Source organism: Streptomyces sp. NPDC101160 (assembly GCF_044768205.1).
GTDB lineage: Bacteria > Actinomycetota > Actinomycetes > Streptomycetales > Streptomycetaceae > Streptomyces.
Window position 1 is genome coordinate 357,143 of sequence record NZ_JBIWPJ010000002.1, and the last position, 16,310, is coordinate 373,452.

Consider the following 16,310-nt stretch of genomic DNA (forward strand, 5'->3'; position numbering starts at 1 on the left):
GAGCGTTTGTCGCCCGGGCGGCCGATCGCCCATGATGATCTCCGCGGGGCCGGACTCACCCGGACGGACGCGGGGCGACTGCAGGGAGTCGGTACCGCGAAACCTCGGTGAACTCGCGCTTCCGTCATCCGATAGCCTCAGCCGACGTGCCGTCGCCCGGTGCCGGGCCGCATCACAGCGCCCGGGGCCGTGCCGTGGGTTCCCGCCGGCCCGTCCGCCAGCTCCAAGGAGTGAGTTCGTCCTGTCGACCGCCATCCTCACCGGTCCGCCGGTACCCGGATCGTCGCTCGACGCCGATCTGCGGTCCCTCGGCTTCCACGTCGAGACAGCCTCGGGCCCCCACGAGACCGGGGCGCTGCTCGCCCGCGTACCCGCCGGACAGCGGGTCGCGCTGGTGGACCCGCGCTTCGTCGGCCACCCGCACGCGCTGCGGCTCGCGCTGACCGACCCGCGCTTCCCGGCCGCCGCCGCCCCCGGCGCGCTCACCGCGCAGCCGGAGGCCCGCCCGGCCCTGGCCCGCGCGCTGGCCGCCGCCGCGCAGCCGGCGCCGCACGGAACCGGCCACCCCACCACGTACGAGACCAGCCACCCCGCCTCGGACGAGACCGGCCACGGCACCCCGTACGAGACCGGCCACGGCACCCCGTACGACCTCGCCGACAGCCTCCCCGACACCGTCGCCGACGCGCTCGACGCCGACGGCGTCGCCGTGCACCGGCCGCAGCTCGGCACGCTCGTCGCCGCCGTGCCCACCGACCCGGAGGCCCGTCACCAGGCCCGGGCCGCCGTCGAGGCCGTCGACGACGAGGCCGTCCGACTGCGGTCCGCCGTGAAGGCGCACGACGGCTTCTTCACGACCTTCTTCATCAGCCCGTACTCGCGCTACATCGCCCGCTGGTGCGCGCGCCGCGGCCTGACCCCCAACCAGGTCACCACCGCCTCGCTGCTCACCGCGCTGATCGCGGCCGGCTGCGCCGCCACCGGCGAGCGCGGCGGCTACATCGCCGCCGGCGTGCTGCTGCTCGTCTCCTTCGTGCTCGACTGCACCGACGGACAGCTCGCCCGCTACTCGCTGCAGTACTCGACGATGGGCGCCTGGCTCGACGCCACCTTCGACCGCGCCAAGGAGTACTCCTTCTACGCCGGTCTCGCCCTCGGCGCCGCCCGCAACGGCGACGACGTGTGGGCGCTGGCCCTCGGCGCCATGGTCCTGATGACCTGCCGGCACGTCGTGGACTTCGCCTTCAACGAGTCGAACGCCACCGACGCCACCGCCGGCCCCGCGAGCCCCGGCGCCACCGCCAAGACCGGCCTGGCCCTCTCCAGCCGGCTCGACAGCGTCGGCTGGACCGTCTGGGCCCGCCGCATGATCATCCTGCCGATCGGCGAGCGCTGGGCGATGATCGCCGTCCTCACCGCCGCCACCAGCCCCCGGATCGTCTTCTGGGCGCTGATCGTCGGCTGCGCCTTCGGCGCCTGCTACACCACCGCCGGCCGCGTGCTGCGCTCGGTCACCCGCAAGACCCCGCGCAGCGACCGCGCCGCGAAGGCCCTCGCCGACCTCACGGACTCCGGCCCGCTCGCCGAGCTCCAGGCCCGCCTGCTGCGCGGCCGGGCCGGCGTCGTCAGCCCGGTCTTCGTCGCCGCGCTCGGCGCGGCCGCGATGGTGGCCGGCGCGCTGTACCTGCCGTTCGGCGACGCCCGGCTGACCGCCGTCGCGGTGATCTACGTCATGGCCGCCGGCCTGGCCGCCGCCCGCCCCCTCAAGGGCGCCCTGGACTGGCTGGTCCCGCCGTTCTTCCGGGCCGCCGAGTACGGCACGGTGCTCGCGCTCGCCGCCAAGGCCGGCGCCGCCCACGCGCTCCCGGCCGCATTCGGGCTGGTCGCGGCGGTCGCCTACCATCACTACGACACGGTGTACCGCATCCGCGGCAACGCCGGCGCGCCGCCCGCCTGGCTGGTGCGCACCATCGGCGGTCACGAGGGACGCACCCTCCTGGTGGCCGTCCTCGCCGCCCTCCTCGCGAACCGCGGCGACGACTTCACCCTGGCACTCACCGCGCTCGCGGCCGCCGTGGGCCTCGTGGTGCTCGTGGAGTCCATCCGCTTCTGGGTCTCCTCCGGAGCACCCGCCGTACATGACGAAGGAGAGACAGCATGATTGGCCTCGTACTGGCAGCCGGTGCCGGACGGCGTCTGCGCCCCTACACCGACACCCTTCCGAAGGCCCTCGTGCCCGTGGACCGCGAGGGCGACGGTTCGCTGACCGTCCTCGACCTCACGCTGAAGAACTTCGCCGAGGTCGGCCTCACCGAGGTCGCGATCGTCGTCGGCTACCGCAAGGAGGCCGTGTACGCGCGCAAGGAGGCCCTGGAGGCGAAGTACGGCCTGACGCTGACCCTCATCGACAACGACAAGGCCGAGGAGTGGAACAACGCCTACTCCCTGTGGTGCGCGCGTGAGGTCCTCAAGCGCGGTGTGATCCTCGCCAACGGCGACACGGTCCACCCGGTCTCCGTCGAGAAGACCCTGCTCGCCGCCCGCGGCCAGGGCCAGAAGATCATCCTCGCCCTCGACACGGTGAAGAACCTCGCCGACGAGGAGATGAAGGTCGTCACCGCCGACGGCAAGGGCGTCCAGAAGATCACCAAGCTGATGGACCCGGCCGACGCGACCGGCGAGTACATCGGCGTCACGCTCATCGAGGCCGAGGCCGCCGAGGAGCTCGCCGACGCCCTGAAGACCACCTTCGAGCGCGACCCCGACCTCTACTACGAGGACGGCTACCAGGAGCTGGTCAACCGCGGCTTCACCGTCGACGTGGCGCCCATCGGCGAGGTGAAGTGGGTCGAGATCGACAACCACGACGACCTGGCGAAGGGCCGTGAGATCGCGTGCCAGTACTGACCCGGCTGATCCCCTCGCCGGTCGTCGTCGACATCCGCGGAGGAGCGCTGGACGACCTGTCCGCGCTCCTCGCGGACCAGCGGATCTCCAGCAACGGCCGGATCGCCGTCGCCATCAGCGGCGGCTCCGGCCTGAAGCTGCGTGACCGCTTCGCCCCCGAGCTGCCGGACGCCGACTGGTACCCGGTCGCCGGCGGCACCATCGACGAGGCCGTGAAGCTCGCCGACGCCATGCGCGGCAAGCGGTACGACGCGGTCGTGGCGCTCGGCGGCGGCAAGATCATCGACGTGACCAAGTACGCGGCGGCCCGTGTCGGCCTGCCGCTGGTGGCCATCGCCACCAACCTGTCGCACGACGGTATCTGCTCGCCGATCTCCACCCTGGACAACGACAACGGGCGCGGCTCCTACGGCGTGCCGACCCCGATCGCGCTGGTCATCGACCTCGACGTGATCCGGGACGCGCCGATCCGCTACATCCGCTCGGGCATCGGCGACGCCATCTCCAACCTCTCCGCCATCGCCGACTGGGAGCTGTCCCACCGCGAGACCGGCGAGAAGGTCGACGGCCTGGCCGCCGCCATGGCCCGCAGCGCCGGCGAGGCGGTGCTCCGGCACCCCGGCGGCGTCGGCGAGGACGACTTCCTGGTCACCCTCTCCGAAGGCCTGGTGATGTCCGGCATCGCCATGTCGATCAGCGGCGACAGCCGCCCCTCCTCGGGCGCCTGCCACGAGATCAGCCACGCCTTCGACCTGCTCTTCCCGACCCGCGCCGCCAGCCACGGCGAGCAGTGCGGCCTCGGCGCCGCCTTCGCCATGCACCTGCGCGGGGCCCGCGAGGAGTCCGCGCAGATGGTCGCCACGCTGCGCCGGCACGGGCTGCCCGTGCTCCCGGAGGAGATGGGCTTCACCGTGGCCGAGTTCGTGCGGGCCGTGGAGTTCGCCCCGCAGACCCGGCCCGGCCGCTACACCATCCTCGAGCACCTCGACCTGTCCACCGACGAGATCAGGGACGCATACGCCGACTATGCAAAAGCCATCGGTAGCTGAACTCCGCCCGGTCGTGCACCCCCCGGGTGTCAAGGACCGGCGGAGCGGCGAACACTGGGGCGGCCGCCTCTACATGCGGGAGATCTCGCTGCGGATCACCCGCCACCTGGCGAACACCCGCGTCACGCCGAACCAGCTCACGTACCTGATGACCCTGGCCGGCGTGCTCGCCGCGCCCGCCCTGCTCGTCCCGGGCATCCCCGGGGCGGTGCTCGGCGTGCTCGCGGTCCAGATGTACCTGCTGCTCGACTGCGTCGACGGCGAGCTGGCCCGCTGGAAGAAGCAGTACTCGCTGGCCGGTGTCTACCTGGACCGGGTCGGCGCCTACCTGTGCGACGCGGCCGTCCTCGTCGGCCTCGGCCTGCGCGCCGCGGACCTGTGGGGCGGCGGCCGGATCGACTGGCTGTGGGCGTTCCTCGGCACCCTCGCCGCGCTCGGCGCCATCCTGATCAAGGCCGAGACCGACCTCGTCGGCGTCGCCCGCCACCAGGCCGGCATGGAGCCGGTGAAGGAGTCGGCCGCCGAGCCGCGCTCCTCCGGCGTGGCGCTCGCCCGCAAGGCCGCCGCCGCGCTCAAGTTCCACCGGCTCATCCTGGGCATCGAGGCGTCGCTGCTGATCCTGGTCCTCGCGATCGCCGACCGGATCCACGGCGACCTGTTCTTCACCCGCCTCGGCGTCGCCGTACTCGCGGGCATCGCGCTGCTGCAGACCCTGCTGCACCTGGTGTCCGTCCTCGCCTCCAGCAGGCTCAAGTGAGGCCCGCCATCATGACCGGAACGCTGAAGCTGGGCGCGGTCGTCATCACCATGGGCAACCGGCCCGAGGACCTGCGGGCGCTGCTCGACTCGGTCGCCCGCCAGGACGGCGACCCGATCGAGGTCGTCGTCGTCGGCCAGGGCGTCGAGATCCCGGACCTGCCCGCGGGCGTCCGCTCGGTGACCCTGCCGGAGAACCTCGGCATCCCCGGCGGCCGCAACGTCGGCATCGAGGCCTTCGGCCCCGGCGGCACCGACGTCGACGTGCTGCTCTTCCTGGACGACGACGGACTGCTCGCCAACACCGACACCGGCGAGCTGATCCGCCAGGCCTTCACCGCCGACCCGAAGCTCGGCATCATCAGCTTCCGGATCGCCGACCCGGAGACCGGTCTCACCCAGCGCCGGCACGTGCCCCGGCTGCGTGCCTCCGACCCGATGCGCTCCTCGCGCGTGACCACCTTCCTCGGCGGCGCCAACGCCGTGCGCACCAAGGTGTTCGCCGAGGTCGGCGGTCTCCCGGACGAGTTCTTCTACGCGCACGAGGAGACCGATCTCGCCTGGCGCGCGCTCGACGCCGACTGGATGATCGACTACCGTTCCGACATGGTGCTGCTGCACCCCACCACCCCGCCGTCCCGGCACGCGACCTACCACTTCAACGTGGCCCGCAACCGCGTGTGGCTGGCGCGCCGCAATCTTCCCGCACCCCTGGTGCCGGTCTATCTCGGCGTGTGGTTGCTGCTCACCCTGGCCCGGCGGCCCTCGGTCCCCGCGCTCAGGGCGTGGTTCGGCGGTTTCCGGGAGGGGTGGAAGGTGCCCTGCGGACCTCGGCGCCCCATGAGGTGGCGTACGGTATGGCGGCTGACCCGGCTGGGACGCCCGCCGGTCGTCTGACATCGTGGTACCCGACTTGCCGCGCATCTTGAACACGAAAGTTTCGACTTGTGAGTGACACAACGCAGGACGGTGGGGTCATGACCAGCACCCGGCCGTCCGCCGACGACGGCCTGAGCCCGGCCGAGCTGGCCGCGAAGCACGGTCTCGCGGTCAGCGGTGCCCGGCCGGGGCTCGGTGAGTACATCCGTCAGCTGTGGGGCCGCCGCCACTTCATCCTGGCGTTCTCCTCGGCGAAGCTCACCGCCCAGTACAGCCAGGCGAAGCTCGGCCAGCTCTGGCAGGTGGTGACCCCGCTCCTCAACGCCGGTGTCTACTACCTGATCTTCGGTGTGATCATCGGCGCGGACCGGGGCATGCCGCACTCGGTCTACATCCCGTTCCTCGTGACCGGTGTGTTCGTGTTCACCTTCACGCAGAACTCGGTGATGGCCGGCGTCCGCGCGATCTCCGGCAACCTCGGCCTGGTCCGGGCGCTGCACTTCCCGCGCGCCACGCTGCCGATCTCCTTCGCGCTCCAGCAGCTCCAGCAGCTGCTGTTCTCGATGATCGTGCTCGCCGGTGTCGCCATCGCCTTCGGCAGCTACCCGTCGCTCAGCTGGCTGCTGCTCGTCCCGGCGCTGGCCCTGCAGTTCGTGTTCAACGCGGGCCTCTCCATGATCGTGGCCCGCTGGGGCGCCAAGACGCCGGACCTCGCGCAGCTGATGCCGTTCATCATGCGCACCTGGATGTACGCGTCCGGCGTGATGTTCTCCATCCCCGTGATGCTCTCGGACAAGCCGGCCTGGATCGCCGACCTGCTCCAGTACAACCCGGCCGCGCTGCACATGGACCTGATCCGGTTCGCCCTGATCGACGGCTACGGGGCCCACAACCTCCCGCCGCACGTCTGGGCCGTCACCATCGCCTGGTCCGTGGTGATCGGTGTGGGCGGCTTCATCTACTTCTGGAAGGCCGAGGAGAAGTACGGCCGTGGCTGATCACTCCCAGGGCCGCGTGCCCACCGTCATCGCGGACAACGTCCACATCGTCTACCGGGTCAACGGCGCCGGCGGCGGCAAGGGCAGCGCCACCGCCGCCCTGAGCCGGATCATCCGCGGCCGCAAGGGCGAGAGCGAGCGCGGCGTGCGCAAGGTGCACGCCGTGCGCGGCGTCTCCTTCACGGCGTACCGCGGCGAGGCCATCGGCCTGATCGGCACCAACGGCTCCGGCAAGTCGACCCTGCTGCGCGCCATCGCCGGCCTGCTGCCGACCGAGAGCGGCAAGGTCTACACCGACGGCCAGCCCTCGCTGCTCGGCGTCAACGCGGCCCTGATGAGCGACCTGACCGGCGAGCGCAACGTGATCCTCGGCGGCCTCGCCATGGGCATGAGCCGTGACGAGATCAAGGACCGTTATCAGGACATCGTCGACTTCTCCGGAATCAACGAGAAGGGCGACTTCATCTCGCTGCCGATGCGGACCTACTCGTCCGGCATGGGCGCCCGGCTCCGCTTCGCGATCGCCGCGGCCAAGCAGCACGACGTCCTCATGATCGACGAGGCGCTGGCCACCGGTGACCGCAAGTTCCAGATCCGCTCCGAGGAGCGCATCCGCGAGCTGCGCAAGGAGGCCGGCACGGTCTTCCTGGTCAGCCACAGCAACAAGTCGATCCGGGACACCTGCGACCGGGTGCTGTGGCTGGAGAAGGGCGAGCTGCTCATGGACGGCCCGACCGACGAGGTCATCGCCGCCTACGAGCGCGAGACCGGCAAGTAGTCTCCCGAGCGCCCCGAGCGCCGAGCGCTCCGAGTCCCGAGCGCCCCGAGCGCCGAGCGCTCCGAGTCCCGAGCGCCCCGAGCGCCCGCGGTTTCCACCGCCCCCGCCGATCCGATCGGCGGGGGCGGTTTCGTGTCCGGGCGCGTCCGGTTTTCGCGCATCGGGGACCCGGCCGGAATGTTCATGCGGTCAACATCGGGCAGGATGAGCCCATGGCAGCGATTTCGGGAGGAAAGACCTACCATCACGGCGACCTGCGCAACGCCCTCATCTGCGCGGCCGTCGACCTCGCCACCGAAGGGGGCCCCGAACGCGTCGTCCTGCGCGAGGCCGCCCGCCGCGTCGGCGTCTCGCCCACCGCCGCCTACCGGCACTTCGAAGGCCGCGGCGAGCTCCTCGCCGCCGTCCGCGAACACGCCCGGCGTGCCCTCGCCGACGCCATGGAGCGCACCGCCACCCGCATCCCCGGCGCCGACGACTGCGCCCTCGCCGCCGAGACCCGGCTCGCCGCCCTGTGCCGCGGCTACGTCGCCTTCGCCGTCGCGCAGCCGGGGCTCTACCGGTCCGCCTTCAGCACCCCGAGCGCCGATGACGCCGAGACCGCCGCCGAGGGGCCGGGGGCCGCGGAGGTCCGGGCGTTCACGCTGCTCACCGACGCCCTCGCGGCCGTCGCCGCGACCGCCCGGCCGCCACGCGTCGCCCGGCCCGCGGCCGAGGCCGCCGCGTGGTCGGCCGTGCACGGACTGTCGCTGCTACTCCTGGAGGACCCGCTGCGGCGGCTGCCCGCCCAGCGCCGGGACGACGTCGTCGAGTCCACGCTGGCGATGGTGGTCTCCGGCACCCGGGCCTGCTGAGGGCCTCCGGGAGAACGTCAACCTTCCGTGAACTTCCCCTCGTCGGGGGAAGGTTGACGGGCCCTGCGGCGCTGTCGCGTTGCGCGCACCCCCGGACGAGGCACATCGCCTCGTGCAACGTAAGCTGGACCGGTCTGTTTCGCGGCAAGTGGGGCGATACCCCGGCGATATCCCATGGCCCCGGCGGCCGGGCGGTGAGCCATGGGCAAGGGTCGGCGGCGTGTCCGAAATAGGATGGATTGGATCCGCGGTGTAGAACGGGAGATGTGACGGCCATGACGCAGAATCTCCAGCTCCACGAGGGTGTCGCCGTCCCCGCGTCGGGCAGCGGCCGGTGACGGGAACCCGGCAGGTGCGCCCCGATGACGCCGCTTCGCGCACCACACTCGGCAAGGCCGCGGACGAGAACTTCCCCGTGGCCCCCTTCTTCCTGCCGCGCGCCTGGCGCGACGACCTCATGGCCGTCTACGGCTTCGCCCGCCTCGTCGACGACATCGGCGACGGCGACCTCGCGCCCGGCGGCGCCGACGCCCGCCACCTCGGCGTCGACCCCGGGCACGCCGACGACCGGCTCGCGGTGCTCGACGCCTTCGAGGCCGACCTCCTGCGCGTCTTCGACCCGGCCGACGGCCCGGCCCGGCACCCGCTGCTCCGCGCTCTCGGCCCCACCGTCGAACGCTGCCGGCTCGCCCCGGAGCCGTTCCTCGGCCTCGTCGCCGCCAACCGCCAGGACCAGCTGATCCGCCGCTACGAGACGTACGACGACCTCGTGGCGTACTGCGAGCTGTCCGCCAACCCCATCGGCCGGCTCGTCCTCGGCATCACCGGCACCGCCACCCCCGAGCGGATCCGCCGCTCCGACGAGATCTGCACCGCGCTCCAGATCGTCGAGCACCTCCAGGACGTCGCCGAGGACCTCGGCCGCGACCGGATCTACCTGCCCGCCGAGGACCTGAAGCGCTTCCACGTCACCGAGGACGACCTCGCCCGGCCCACGGCCGGCGCGTCCGTGCGCGCCCTGATCGCCTTCGAGGCGGACCGGGCACGCGGTCTGCTCGACGCCGGCGTCCCGCTCGTCGGCAGCGTCCACGGCCGCCTCCGGCTGCTCCTGGCCGGTTTCACCGCCGGCGGGTACGCGGCGCTCGACGCGATCGCCGCCGCCGGCTTCGACGTGCTGTCCGGGCCGCCCAAGGCCGCCAAACCGAGTCTGATGCGCCGGGCGGGCGCCGTCCTGCTCACGGCGCGGAGAGAGGGGTGAGCCGGACAGTGGAGGGACAGTCCCAGCCGTCCGCGCCGGTCCAGGCCGCGTACAGCTACTGCGAGGCCGTGACCGGGGCGCAGGCGCGCAACTTCGCGTACGGGATCCGGCTGCTGCCGACCGAGAAGCGGCAGGCCATGTCGGCGCTCTACGCGTTCTCGCGGCGGGTCGACGACATCGGCGACGGGCCGCTCGCGCCCGCCGACAAGACGGACCGCCTGGAGGCCACCCGGGCGCTCCTCGGGCGCGTCCGCGCAGGCGAGATCGAGGAGGACGACACCGACCCGGTCGCCGTCGCCCTCAGCGACGCCGCCCGCCGCTTCCCGATCCCGCTCGGCGGGCTCGACGAGCTCATCGACGGTGTGCTCATGGACGTGCGCGGCGCGACATACGAGACCTGGGACGACCTCAGGGTCTACTGCCGTTGCGTGGCCGGCGCCATCGGCCGGCTCTCGCTGGGCGTCTTCGGCACCCAGCCCGGCGCCGCCGGGTCCGAACGCGCCGCCGAGTACGCCGACACCCTCGGCCTCGCGCTCCAGCTCACCAACATCCTGCGGGACGTCCGCGAGGACGCCGGCAACGGCCGCACCTACCTGCCGGCCGACGACCTCGCCAAGTTCGGCTGCGCCGACGGCTTCGGCACCGGCACCCCGCCGCCGGGCGCCGACTTCGCCGGCCTCGTCCACTTCGAGGTCCGCCGCGCCCGCGCCCTCTTCGCCGAGGGCTACCGGCTGCTGCCGATGCTCGACCGCCGCAGCGGCGCCTGCGTCGCCGCCATGGCCGGCATCTACCGCCGCCTCCTCGACCGGATCGAACGCGACCCCGAGGCCGTCCTGCGCGGCCGCGTCTCCCTCCCCGGCCGCGAGAAGGCCTACGTCGCCGTCCGCGGCCTCTCGGGCCTCGACGCCCGCCACATCTCCCGCCGCACGTCGAGGAGGCCCGCGTGACCCACGCCGCGCACCCGTCGTACGACGCCTCCGCCGCGGGCCGCACGGCCCCTTCGACGTCCGGCACCGCCGCGCCGCGCTGCCGGCTGCCGCACGGCGCGGGCGGCGCCCAGGCCGGCCGCGTCGCCGCCTGCAGCGCCGCCGGGCGGGCCTTCGGTGCGGGCGGTAGGACCCGGACAACCCGCGGACTCCGTACCGCGTCCCTGAACACGACGTTCCGAGAGGAGGCCGCATGACCGCCGACGACATCCGGGTCACCGGGGGAGCGGCCGACGTGCGCGGGCACGGCGAGCGGCGGCCGCGGGCCGTCGTCGTCGGCGGCGGGCTCGCCGGGCTGACCAGCGCGCTGCAGCTGGCCGAGGCCGGGCTGCGGGTGACGCTGCTCGAAGGGCGGCCGCGGCTCGGCGGGCTCGCGACCTCGTTCAAGCGCGGCGACCTCACCGTCGACAACGGCCAGCACGTGTACCTGCGCTGCTGCACCGCGTACAGCTGGTTCCTGGACCGGGTGGACGGCGCCCACCTCGCGCCCGTGCAGCCGCGCCTCGACGTGCCGGTGCTCGACGTCGCGCACCCGCGCGGCCCGCGGCTCGGACGGCTGCGCCGGGACGCGCTGCCGGTGCCGCTGCATCTGGCGCGGAGCCTGGCGACGTATCCGCATCTGTCGCCCGGCGAGCGGGCGAGCGTCGCCCGCGCCGCGCTCGCGCTGAAGAAGCTGGATCCGGCCGACCCCGCGCTCGACGGCATCGACTTCGGCACCTGGCTGGGCCGGCACGGCCAGTCCGCGCGCGCCGTCGAGGCGCTGTGGGACCTGGTCGGAGTGGCGACGCTGAACGCCCTCGCACCGCACGCCTCCATGGGCCTCGCGGCGAAGGTGTTCAAGACCGGGCTGCTCTCCGACAGCGGCGCCGCCGACATCGGCTGGGCCCGCGTCCCGCTCGGCCACCTCCACGACGACCTCGCCCGCAAGGCCCTCGACGACCTGGGCGTGCGGATCGAGCTGCGCACCAAGGCCGAGCGGATCAGCCGCACCGGCGACGGCCGCTGGGCCGTCCAGGTGCCGGGGGAGACGCTGGAGGCGGACGCCGTCGTCCTCGCCGTACCGCATCGCGAGACCCGCGAACTGCTGCCGGACGGCGCCCTCGACGACCCCGACCGGCTCCTCGACATCGGCACCGCGCCGATCCTCAACGTGCACGTGATCTACGACCGCAAGGTGCTGCGCCGGCCGTTCTTCGCCGCGCTCGGCACCCCCGTCCAGTGGGTCTTCGACCGCACCGACTCCTCCGGGCTCACCGGCCCCGGCCAGTACCTCGCCCTCTCGCAGTCCGCCGTGCACGACGAGATCGACGAGCCGGTCGCCGCCCTGCGCGAGCGCTACCTGCCCGAGCTGGAGCGGCTGCTGCCCGCCGCCCGCGGCGCCGGTGTCCGCGACTTCTTCGTCACCCGCGAGCGGACCGCCACGTTCGCCCCGACCCCTGGCGTCGGCCGGCTCCGGCCCGGCGCCCGCACCCACGCCCCCGGCCTCTACCTGGCCGGCGCCTGGACCGCCACCGGCTGGCCCGCGACCATGGAGGGTGCCGTCCGCAGCGGCTTCAGCGCCGCGGGCGCCGCGCTCTCCGCACTCGGCCGCCACTACGACCACCCGCTACAGGAGGCGGCATGAGTGTGAGTACCGGAACCAGAGGAGAGACCGTGCCGACTGTGCCCCCGGGGAACCCGGGCGTCGACACCCCGGATGTCGCCGCACTGCTGGAACGGGGCCGCGCCCTGTCCACGCCCGTCATGCGGGCGGCCGTCGACCGCCTCGCGCCGCCCATGGACACCGTGGCCGCCTACCACTTCGGCTGGATCGACGCCCAGGGCAACCCGACCGAGGGCGACAGCGGCAAGGCCGTCCGCCCCGCCCTCGCGCTGATCTCCGCCGAGGCCGCGGGCGCCGCCCCCGAGGTCGGCATCCCCGGCGCCGTCGCCGTCGAGCTGGTGCACAACTTCTCGCTGCTCCACGACGACCTCATGGACGGCGACGAGCAGCGCCGCCACCGCGACACCGTGTGGAAGGTGCACGGCCCCGCCCAGGCCATCCTGGTCGGTGACGCGCTCTCCGCCCTCGCCAACGAGCTGCTGCTCGAACTCGGCACCGTCGAGGCCGGCCGCGCCACCCGCCGCCTCACCACCGCCAACCGCAAGCTCATCGACGGGCAGGCGCAGGACATCTCCTACGAGCACCGCGAGCGGGTCACCGTCGAGGAGTGCCTGGAGATGGAGGGCAACAAGACCGGCGCCCTGCTCGCCTGCGCGGCCTCCATCGGCGCCGTCCTCGCGGGCTGCGACGACCGCACGGCCGACAAGCTGGAGGAGTACGGCTACCACCTGGGCCTCGCCTTCCAGGCCGTCGACGACCTGCTCGGCATCTGGGGCGACCCGGAGTCCACCGGCAAGCAGACCTGGTCCGACCTGCGGCAGCGCAAGAAGTCGCTGCCGGTCGTCGCCGCGCTCGCGGCCGGCGGCCCGGCCTCCGAGGAGCTCGGCGAGCTGCTCGCGGCCGACGCCAAGAGCACGGACTTCGACTCCTTCTCCGAGGAGGAGTTCGCCGCCCGCGCCGCCCTCATCGAGGCGGCCGGCGGCCGGGAGTGGACCTCCCAGGAGGCCCGCCGCCAGCACGCCATCGCCATCCGGGCCCTGCACGAGGTCGACATGCCCGCCCGGGTCCGCGACCAGCTCACGGCTCTGGCCGATTTCGTCGTCGTACGGAAGAGATGATCACCATCGCTCTGATATAGCTGCGCAGTCGCCGGCCGGTGCCACCCGGCACCGGCCGACGGCAGACCCGAGAAGGCAGAAGTACGCGTCACGCACTACCGACTGCATGAAGGGGAAGCCATGACAGCGACGACCGACGGAAGCGCCGGGGCCGTGGGACCCCGGGCTGCAGCCGCGGCCAGCGACACGACCACCGACCCGACCACCGACACGACCACCGTCACCCTCACCGGCGGGCTCGACGAGGCCGCCAAGCGGGCGGCGGAACGATCCGTCGAGCACCTCCTCGGCCGCCAGGACGCCGAGGGCTGGTGGAAGGGCGACCTGGAGACCAACGTCACCATGGACGCCGAGGACCTGCTGCTCCGGCAGTTCCTGGGGATCCTCGACTCCGACACCACCCGCGCCGCCGCCCTCTTCATCCGCGGCGAGCAGCAGGAGGACGGCACCTGGGCCACCTTCTACGGCGGGCCCGGCGACCTCTCCGCCACCGTCGAGGCGTACGTCGCGCTGCGCCTCGCCGGCGACCTCCCCGACGCCCCGCACATGGCCCGCGCCGCCGCCTGGATCCGCGACCAGGGCGGCATCGCCGCCGCCCGCGTCTTCACCCGGATCTGGCTCGCCCTCTTCGGCTGGTGGCGCTGGGACGACCTGCCCGAGCTGCCGCCCGAGCTGGTCTTCCTGCCGAGCTGGTTCCCGCTCAACCTCTACGACTTCGGCTGCTGGGCCCGGCAGACGATCGTGCCGCTCACCGTCGTCTCCGCCAAGCGGCCGGTGCGGCCCGCCCCCTTCCCGCTCGACGAACTGCACACCGACCCGGCCCACCCGAATCCGGTCAAGCCGACGGCCCGGGTGCTGAGTTGGGACGGCTTCTTCCAGCGCGTCGACAAGGGCCTGCACCTCTACCGCAAGGTCGCCCCGCGCCGGCTGCGGAAGATCGCCATGGACGTGGCCGCCCGCTGGATCGTCGAACGCCAGGAGAACGACGGCTGCTGGGGCGGCATCCAGCCGCCCGCCGTCTACTCGGTCATCGCCCTGCACCTGCTCGGCTACGACCTGGAACACCCCGTCATGCGGGCCGGCCTCGAATCGCTCGACCGGTTCGCGGTCACCCGCGAGGACGGCGCCCGCATGATCGAGGCGTGCCAGTCCCCGGTCTGGGACACCTGCCTCGCCACCATCGCGCTCGCCGACGCGGGCGTACCGCCGGACCACCCGGCGCTGGTCAGGGCCGCCGACTGGATGCTCGGCGAAGAGGTCACGCGCAAGGGCGACTGGGCGGTGCGCAGGCCCGAACTCCCGCCGGGCGGCTGGGCGTTCGAGTTCCACAACGACAACTACCCGGACATCGACGACACCGCCGAGGTCATCCTCGCGCTGCGCCGGGTGAAGCACCCCGAACCGGACCGGGTGGAGGCGGCCGTCCGCCGCGGCGCACGGTGGACCGCCGGCATGCAGTCGAGGAACGGCGCCTGGGGCGCCTTCGACGCCGACAACACCAGCGCCTTCCCCAACCGGCTGCCGTTCTGCGACTTCGGCGAGGTCATCGACCCGCCGTCCGCCGACGTCACCGCCCATGTGGTGGAGATGCTCGCCTATGAGGGCAAGGCCGACCACCCGCGCACCCGGCGGGGCGTCGAGTGGCTGCTCGCCGAACAGGAGCCCAGCGGCGCCTGGTTCGGCCGCTGGGGCGTCAACTACGTCTACGGCACGGGCTCGGTGGTCCCTGCCCTCGTCGCCGCCGGACTGCCCCGCACCCATCCCGCGATCCGCCGCGCGGCCGGTTGGCTGGCATCCGTGCAGAACGAGGACGGCGGCTGGGGCGAGGACCTCCGCTCGTACCGGATGCCGCAGTGGATCGGCCGCGGCACCTCCACCGCCTCCCAGACCGCCTGGGCGCTGCTCGCCCTGCTCGCGGCCGGCGAGCGGGACTCCGACGCGGTCCGGCGCGGGATCGCCTGGCTGGTCGAACGGCAGCGCGCGGACGGCTCCTGGGACGAGCCGTACTTCACCGGCACCGGCTTCCCGTGGGACTTCTCCATCAACTACCACCTCTACCGGCAGGTCTTCCCGCTCACCGCGCTCGGCCGCTATCTGAACGGCGAGCCCGTCCTGCACGGCCGGGAGAGCACCGGATGACCCGGGAACCGCCCCCCGAGGGCCCCAGAGGCGCCGAGGACACCACGGGGCCGGCCGCGGCTGCGGCGGGGCCCGGGGCCGGGGACGGCGGCGTACGGGGCGGGGGCGACGGCGTACGGGACGGGTCCGGGCATCCGGTACGGGCCCGGGCCGGCGGCGTACGGGCCGAGGCCGGCGATCCCGTACGGCCCGAGGCGGGAGAGCCCCCACGGGCCGCGGGAGGCCCCGCCCGGGCCGCGGGAGACCCCTCACGGGCCGCGGGAGGCCCCGCCCGGGCCGCGGGAGACCCCTCACGGGCCGCGGGAGGCCCTGCCCGGGCTCGGGCAGGCGGTTTCGTGTCGCGGGGCGGGCTCGTCGTGCCGCCGCTGATCGTCGCCTGTGCGCTCGGCATCGAGAAGCTGGCGCTGCGCAGCGGCGACCGGGGCGGGGCGCCCGCGCCGCTCGCGGTCGTGCGGACCGGAATGGGGCCGGCGCACGCGTGCCGGGGCGTCTCCCGGGCGCTGGCCCGCGAGCCCTGGCGGGACGCGGCCGTCATCGCCTCCGGCTTCTGCGCGGGGCTCGCCCCCGGCATGCACCCCGGCGACATCGTGGTCGCCGAGGAGACCCGCGACGCCGACGGTGCCACGCCCTGCGTCGGCACCGAGCTGCTCGTCAAGGCGCTCGCCCGCGCCCTGCCCGGGCACACCGTCCACACCGGCCCGCTGACCGGCTCCGACCACGTGGTCCGCGGCCCCGAGCGGGCCGCGCTGCGGGCCGGCGGGGCCATCGCCGTCGACATGGAGTCCGCGGCCACGCTGCGCACCGCGACCGGCGCCGGAGCCCGCCCGGTTGCGGCCGTCCGGGTGGTCGTGGACGCTCCAGAACATGAACTGGTCCGGATCGGCACCGTGCGCGGGGGAATATCGGCGTTCCGCGTTCTCCGTGCCGTCCTTCCCGCTTTCTTCGAATGGCACCGTTCTTTGCTGCTCCCCAGGAGGTGAGCCGA

Annotated in this window: 15 protein-coding genes; all 15 read left to right on the forward strand. The window is 73.5% G+C overall.

The window, feature by feature from the left end; all coding sequences use genetic code 11:
- The first annotated feature begins 241 nt into the window (after window positions 1-241).
- The 15 genes from ACIRSU_RS07225 to ACIRSU_RS07295 all read left to right on the forward strand — a co-directional run bounded on the left by ACIRSU_RS07225 (window position 242) and on the right by ACIRSU_RS07295 (window position 16,305).
- On the forward strand, window positions 242-2,161 hold the full coding sequence (locus tag ACIRSU_RS07225; protein ID WP_403790203.1) for a DUF5941 domain-containing protein: 1,920 nt from the start codon (window positions 242-244) through the stop codon (window positions 2,159-2,161).
- Complete coding sequence (locus tag ACIRSU_RS07230; protein WP_403789722.1) at window positions 2,158-2,907, forward strand: sugar phosphate nucleotidyltransferase; 750 nt, start codon at window positions 2,158-2,160, stop codon at window positions 2,905-2,907. The genes ACIRSU_RS07225 and ACIRSU_RS07230 overlap by 4 nt, the downstream gene beginning before the upstream one ends.
- Window positions 2,895-3,956, forward strand: a complete 1,062-nt coding sequence (locus ACIRSU_RS07235) for an iron-containing alcohol dehydrogenase family protein (protein ID WP_403789723.1) — start codon at window positions 2,895-2,897, stop codon at window positions 3,954-3,956. Before ACIRSU_RS07230 ends, ACIRSU_RS07235 begins: the two co-directional genes overlap by 13 nt.
- Window positions 3,934-4,713, forward strand: coding sequence for a CDP-alcohol phosphatidyltransferase family protein (locus tag ACIRSU_RS07240; RefSeq protein WP_403789724.1), 780 nt, complete (start codon window positions 3,934-3,936; stop codon window positions 4,711-4,713). The genes ACIRSU_RS07235 and ACIRSU_RS07240 overlap by 23 nt, the downstream gene beginning before the upstream one ends.
- A gap of 11 nt (window positions 4,714-4,724) precedes the next feature.
- A complete protein-coding gene (locus ACIRSU_RS07245) occupies window positions 4,725-5,609 on the forward strand; it encodes a glycosyltransferase family 2 protein (RefSeq protein WP_403789725.1) in 885 nt (294 codons plus the stop codon).
- Window positions 5,610-5,659: 50 nt separating this feature from the next.
- Window positions 5,660-6,589 carry an ABC transporter permease gene (locus ACIRSU_RS07250; RefSeq protein WP_403789726.1) on the forward strand — a complete coding sequence of 310 codons (930 nt, stop codon included), beginning with the start codon at window positions 5,660-5,662 and terminating at the stop codon, window positions 6,587-6,589.
- Complete coding sequence (locus ACIRSU_RS07255; RefSeq protein WP_403789727.1) at window positions 6,582-7,367, forward strand: ABC transporter ATP-binding protein; 786 nt, start codon at window positions 6,582-6,584, stop codon at window positions 7,365-7,367. The genes ACIRSU_RS07250 and ACIRSU_RS07255 overlap by 8 nt, the downstream gene beginning before the upstream one ends.
- A 212-nt stretch (window positions 7,368-7,579) precedes the next feature.
- On the forward strand, window positions 7,580-8,221 hold the full coding sequence (locus tag ACIRSU_RS07260; RefSeq protein ID WP_403789728.1) for a TetR/AcrR family transcriptional regulator: 642 nt from the start codon (window positions 7,580-7,582) through the stop codon (window positions 8,219-8,221).
- A gap of 334 nt (window positions 8,222-8,555) precedes the next feature.
- Window positions 8,556-9,479, forward strand: coding sequence for a squalene synthase HpnC (gene hpnC, locus ACIRSU_RS07265; protein ID WP_403789729.1), 924 nt, complete (start codon window positions 8,556-8,558; stop codon window positions 9,477-9,479).
- On the forward strand, window positions 9,476-10,426 hold the full coding sequence (gene hpnD / locus ACIRSU_RS07270) for a presqualene diphosphate synthase HpnD (protein WP_403789730.1): 951 nt from the start codon (window positions 9,476-9,478) through the stop codon (window positions 10,424-10,426). The genes hpnC and hpnD overlap by 4 nt, the downstream gene beginning before the upstream one ends.
- Complete coding sequence (locus tag ACIRSU_RS07275; RefSeq protein ID WP_403789731.1) at window positions 10,423-10,662, forward strand: hypothetical protein; 240 nt, start codon at window positions 10,423-10,425, stop codon at window positions 10,660-10,662. Before hpnD ends, ACIRSU_RS07275 begins: the two co-directional genes overlap by 4 nt.
- Window positions 10,659-12,089 (forward strand): hydroxysqualene dehydroxylase HpnE, encoded by a 1,431-nt coding sequence (gene hpnE / locus ACIRSU_RS07280; RefSeq protein WP_403789732.1) that lies wholly within the window; start codon window positions 10,659-10,661, stop codon window positions 12,087-12,089. The genes ACIRSU_RS07275 and hpnE overlap by 4 nt, the downstream gene beginning before the upstream one ends.
- Window positions 12,086-13,186 carry a polyprenyl synthetase family protein gene (locus ACIRSU_RS07285; protein WP_403789734.1) on the forward strand — a complete coding sequence of 367 codons (1,101 nt, stop codon included), beginning with the start codon at window positions 12,086-12,088 and terminating at the stop codon, window positions 13,184-13,186. The genes hpnE and ACIRSU_RS07285 overlap by 4 nt, the downstream gene beginning before the upstream one ends.
- 120 nt (window positions 13,187-13,306) lie before the next feature.
- Complete coding sequence (gene shc, locus ACIRSU_RS07290; protein WP_403789735.1) at window positions 13,307-15,325, forward strand: squalene--hopene cyclase; 2,019 nt, start codon at window positions 13,307-13,309, stop codon at window positions 15,323-15,325.
- Between the two features lie 356 nt (window positions 15,326-15,681).
- Window positions 15,682-16,305: a 1-hydroxy-2-methyl-2-butenyl 4-diphosphate reductase gene (locus tag ACIRSU_RS07295; protein ID WP_403790205.1), complete on the forward strand. Its 624-nt coding sequence runs from the start codon at window positions 15,682-15,684 to the stop codon at window positions 16,303-16,305.
- Window positions 16,306-16,310 lie beyond the last annotated feature (5 nt).

Bases quoted from the DNA above. Each gene is read 5' to 3' on its own strand.
- ACIRSU_RS07230 (WP_403789722.1), top strand. From the start codon at position 2,158: ATGATTGGCCTCGTACTGGCAGCCGGTGCCGGACGGCGTCTGCGCCCC.
- ACIRSU_RS07240 (WP_403789724.1), top strand. From the start codon at position 3,934: ATGCAAAAGCCATCGGTAGCTGAACTCCGCCCGGTCGTGCACCCCCCG.
- ACIRSU_RS07245 (WP_403789725.1), top strand. From the start codon at position 4,725: ATGACCGGAACGCTGAAGCTGGGCGCGGTCGTCATCACCATGGGCAAC.
- ACIRSU_RS07260 (WP_403789728.1), top strand. From the start codon at position 7,580: ATGGCAGCGATTTCGGGAGGAAAGACCTACCATCACGGCGACCTGCGC.
- hpnE (WP_403789732.1), top strand. From the start codon at position 10,659: ATGACCGCCGACGACATCCGGGTCACCGGGGGAGCGGCCGACGTGCGC.
- ACIRSU_RS07285 (WP_403789734.1), top strand. From the start codon at position 12,086: ATGAGTGTGAGTACCGGAACCAGAGGAGAGACCGTGCCGACTGTGCCC.
- shc (WP_403789735.1), top strand. From the start codon at position 13,307: ATGACAGCGACGACCGACGGAAGCGCCGGGGCCGTGGGACCCCGGGCT.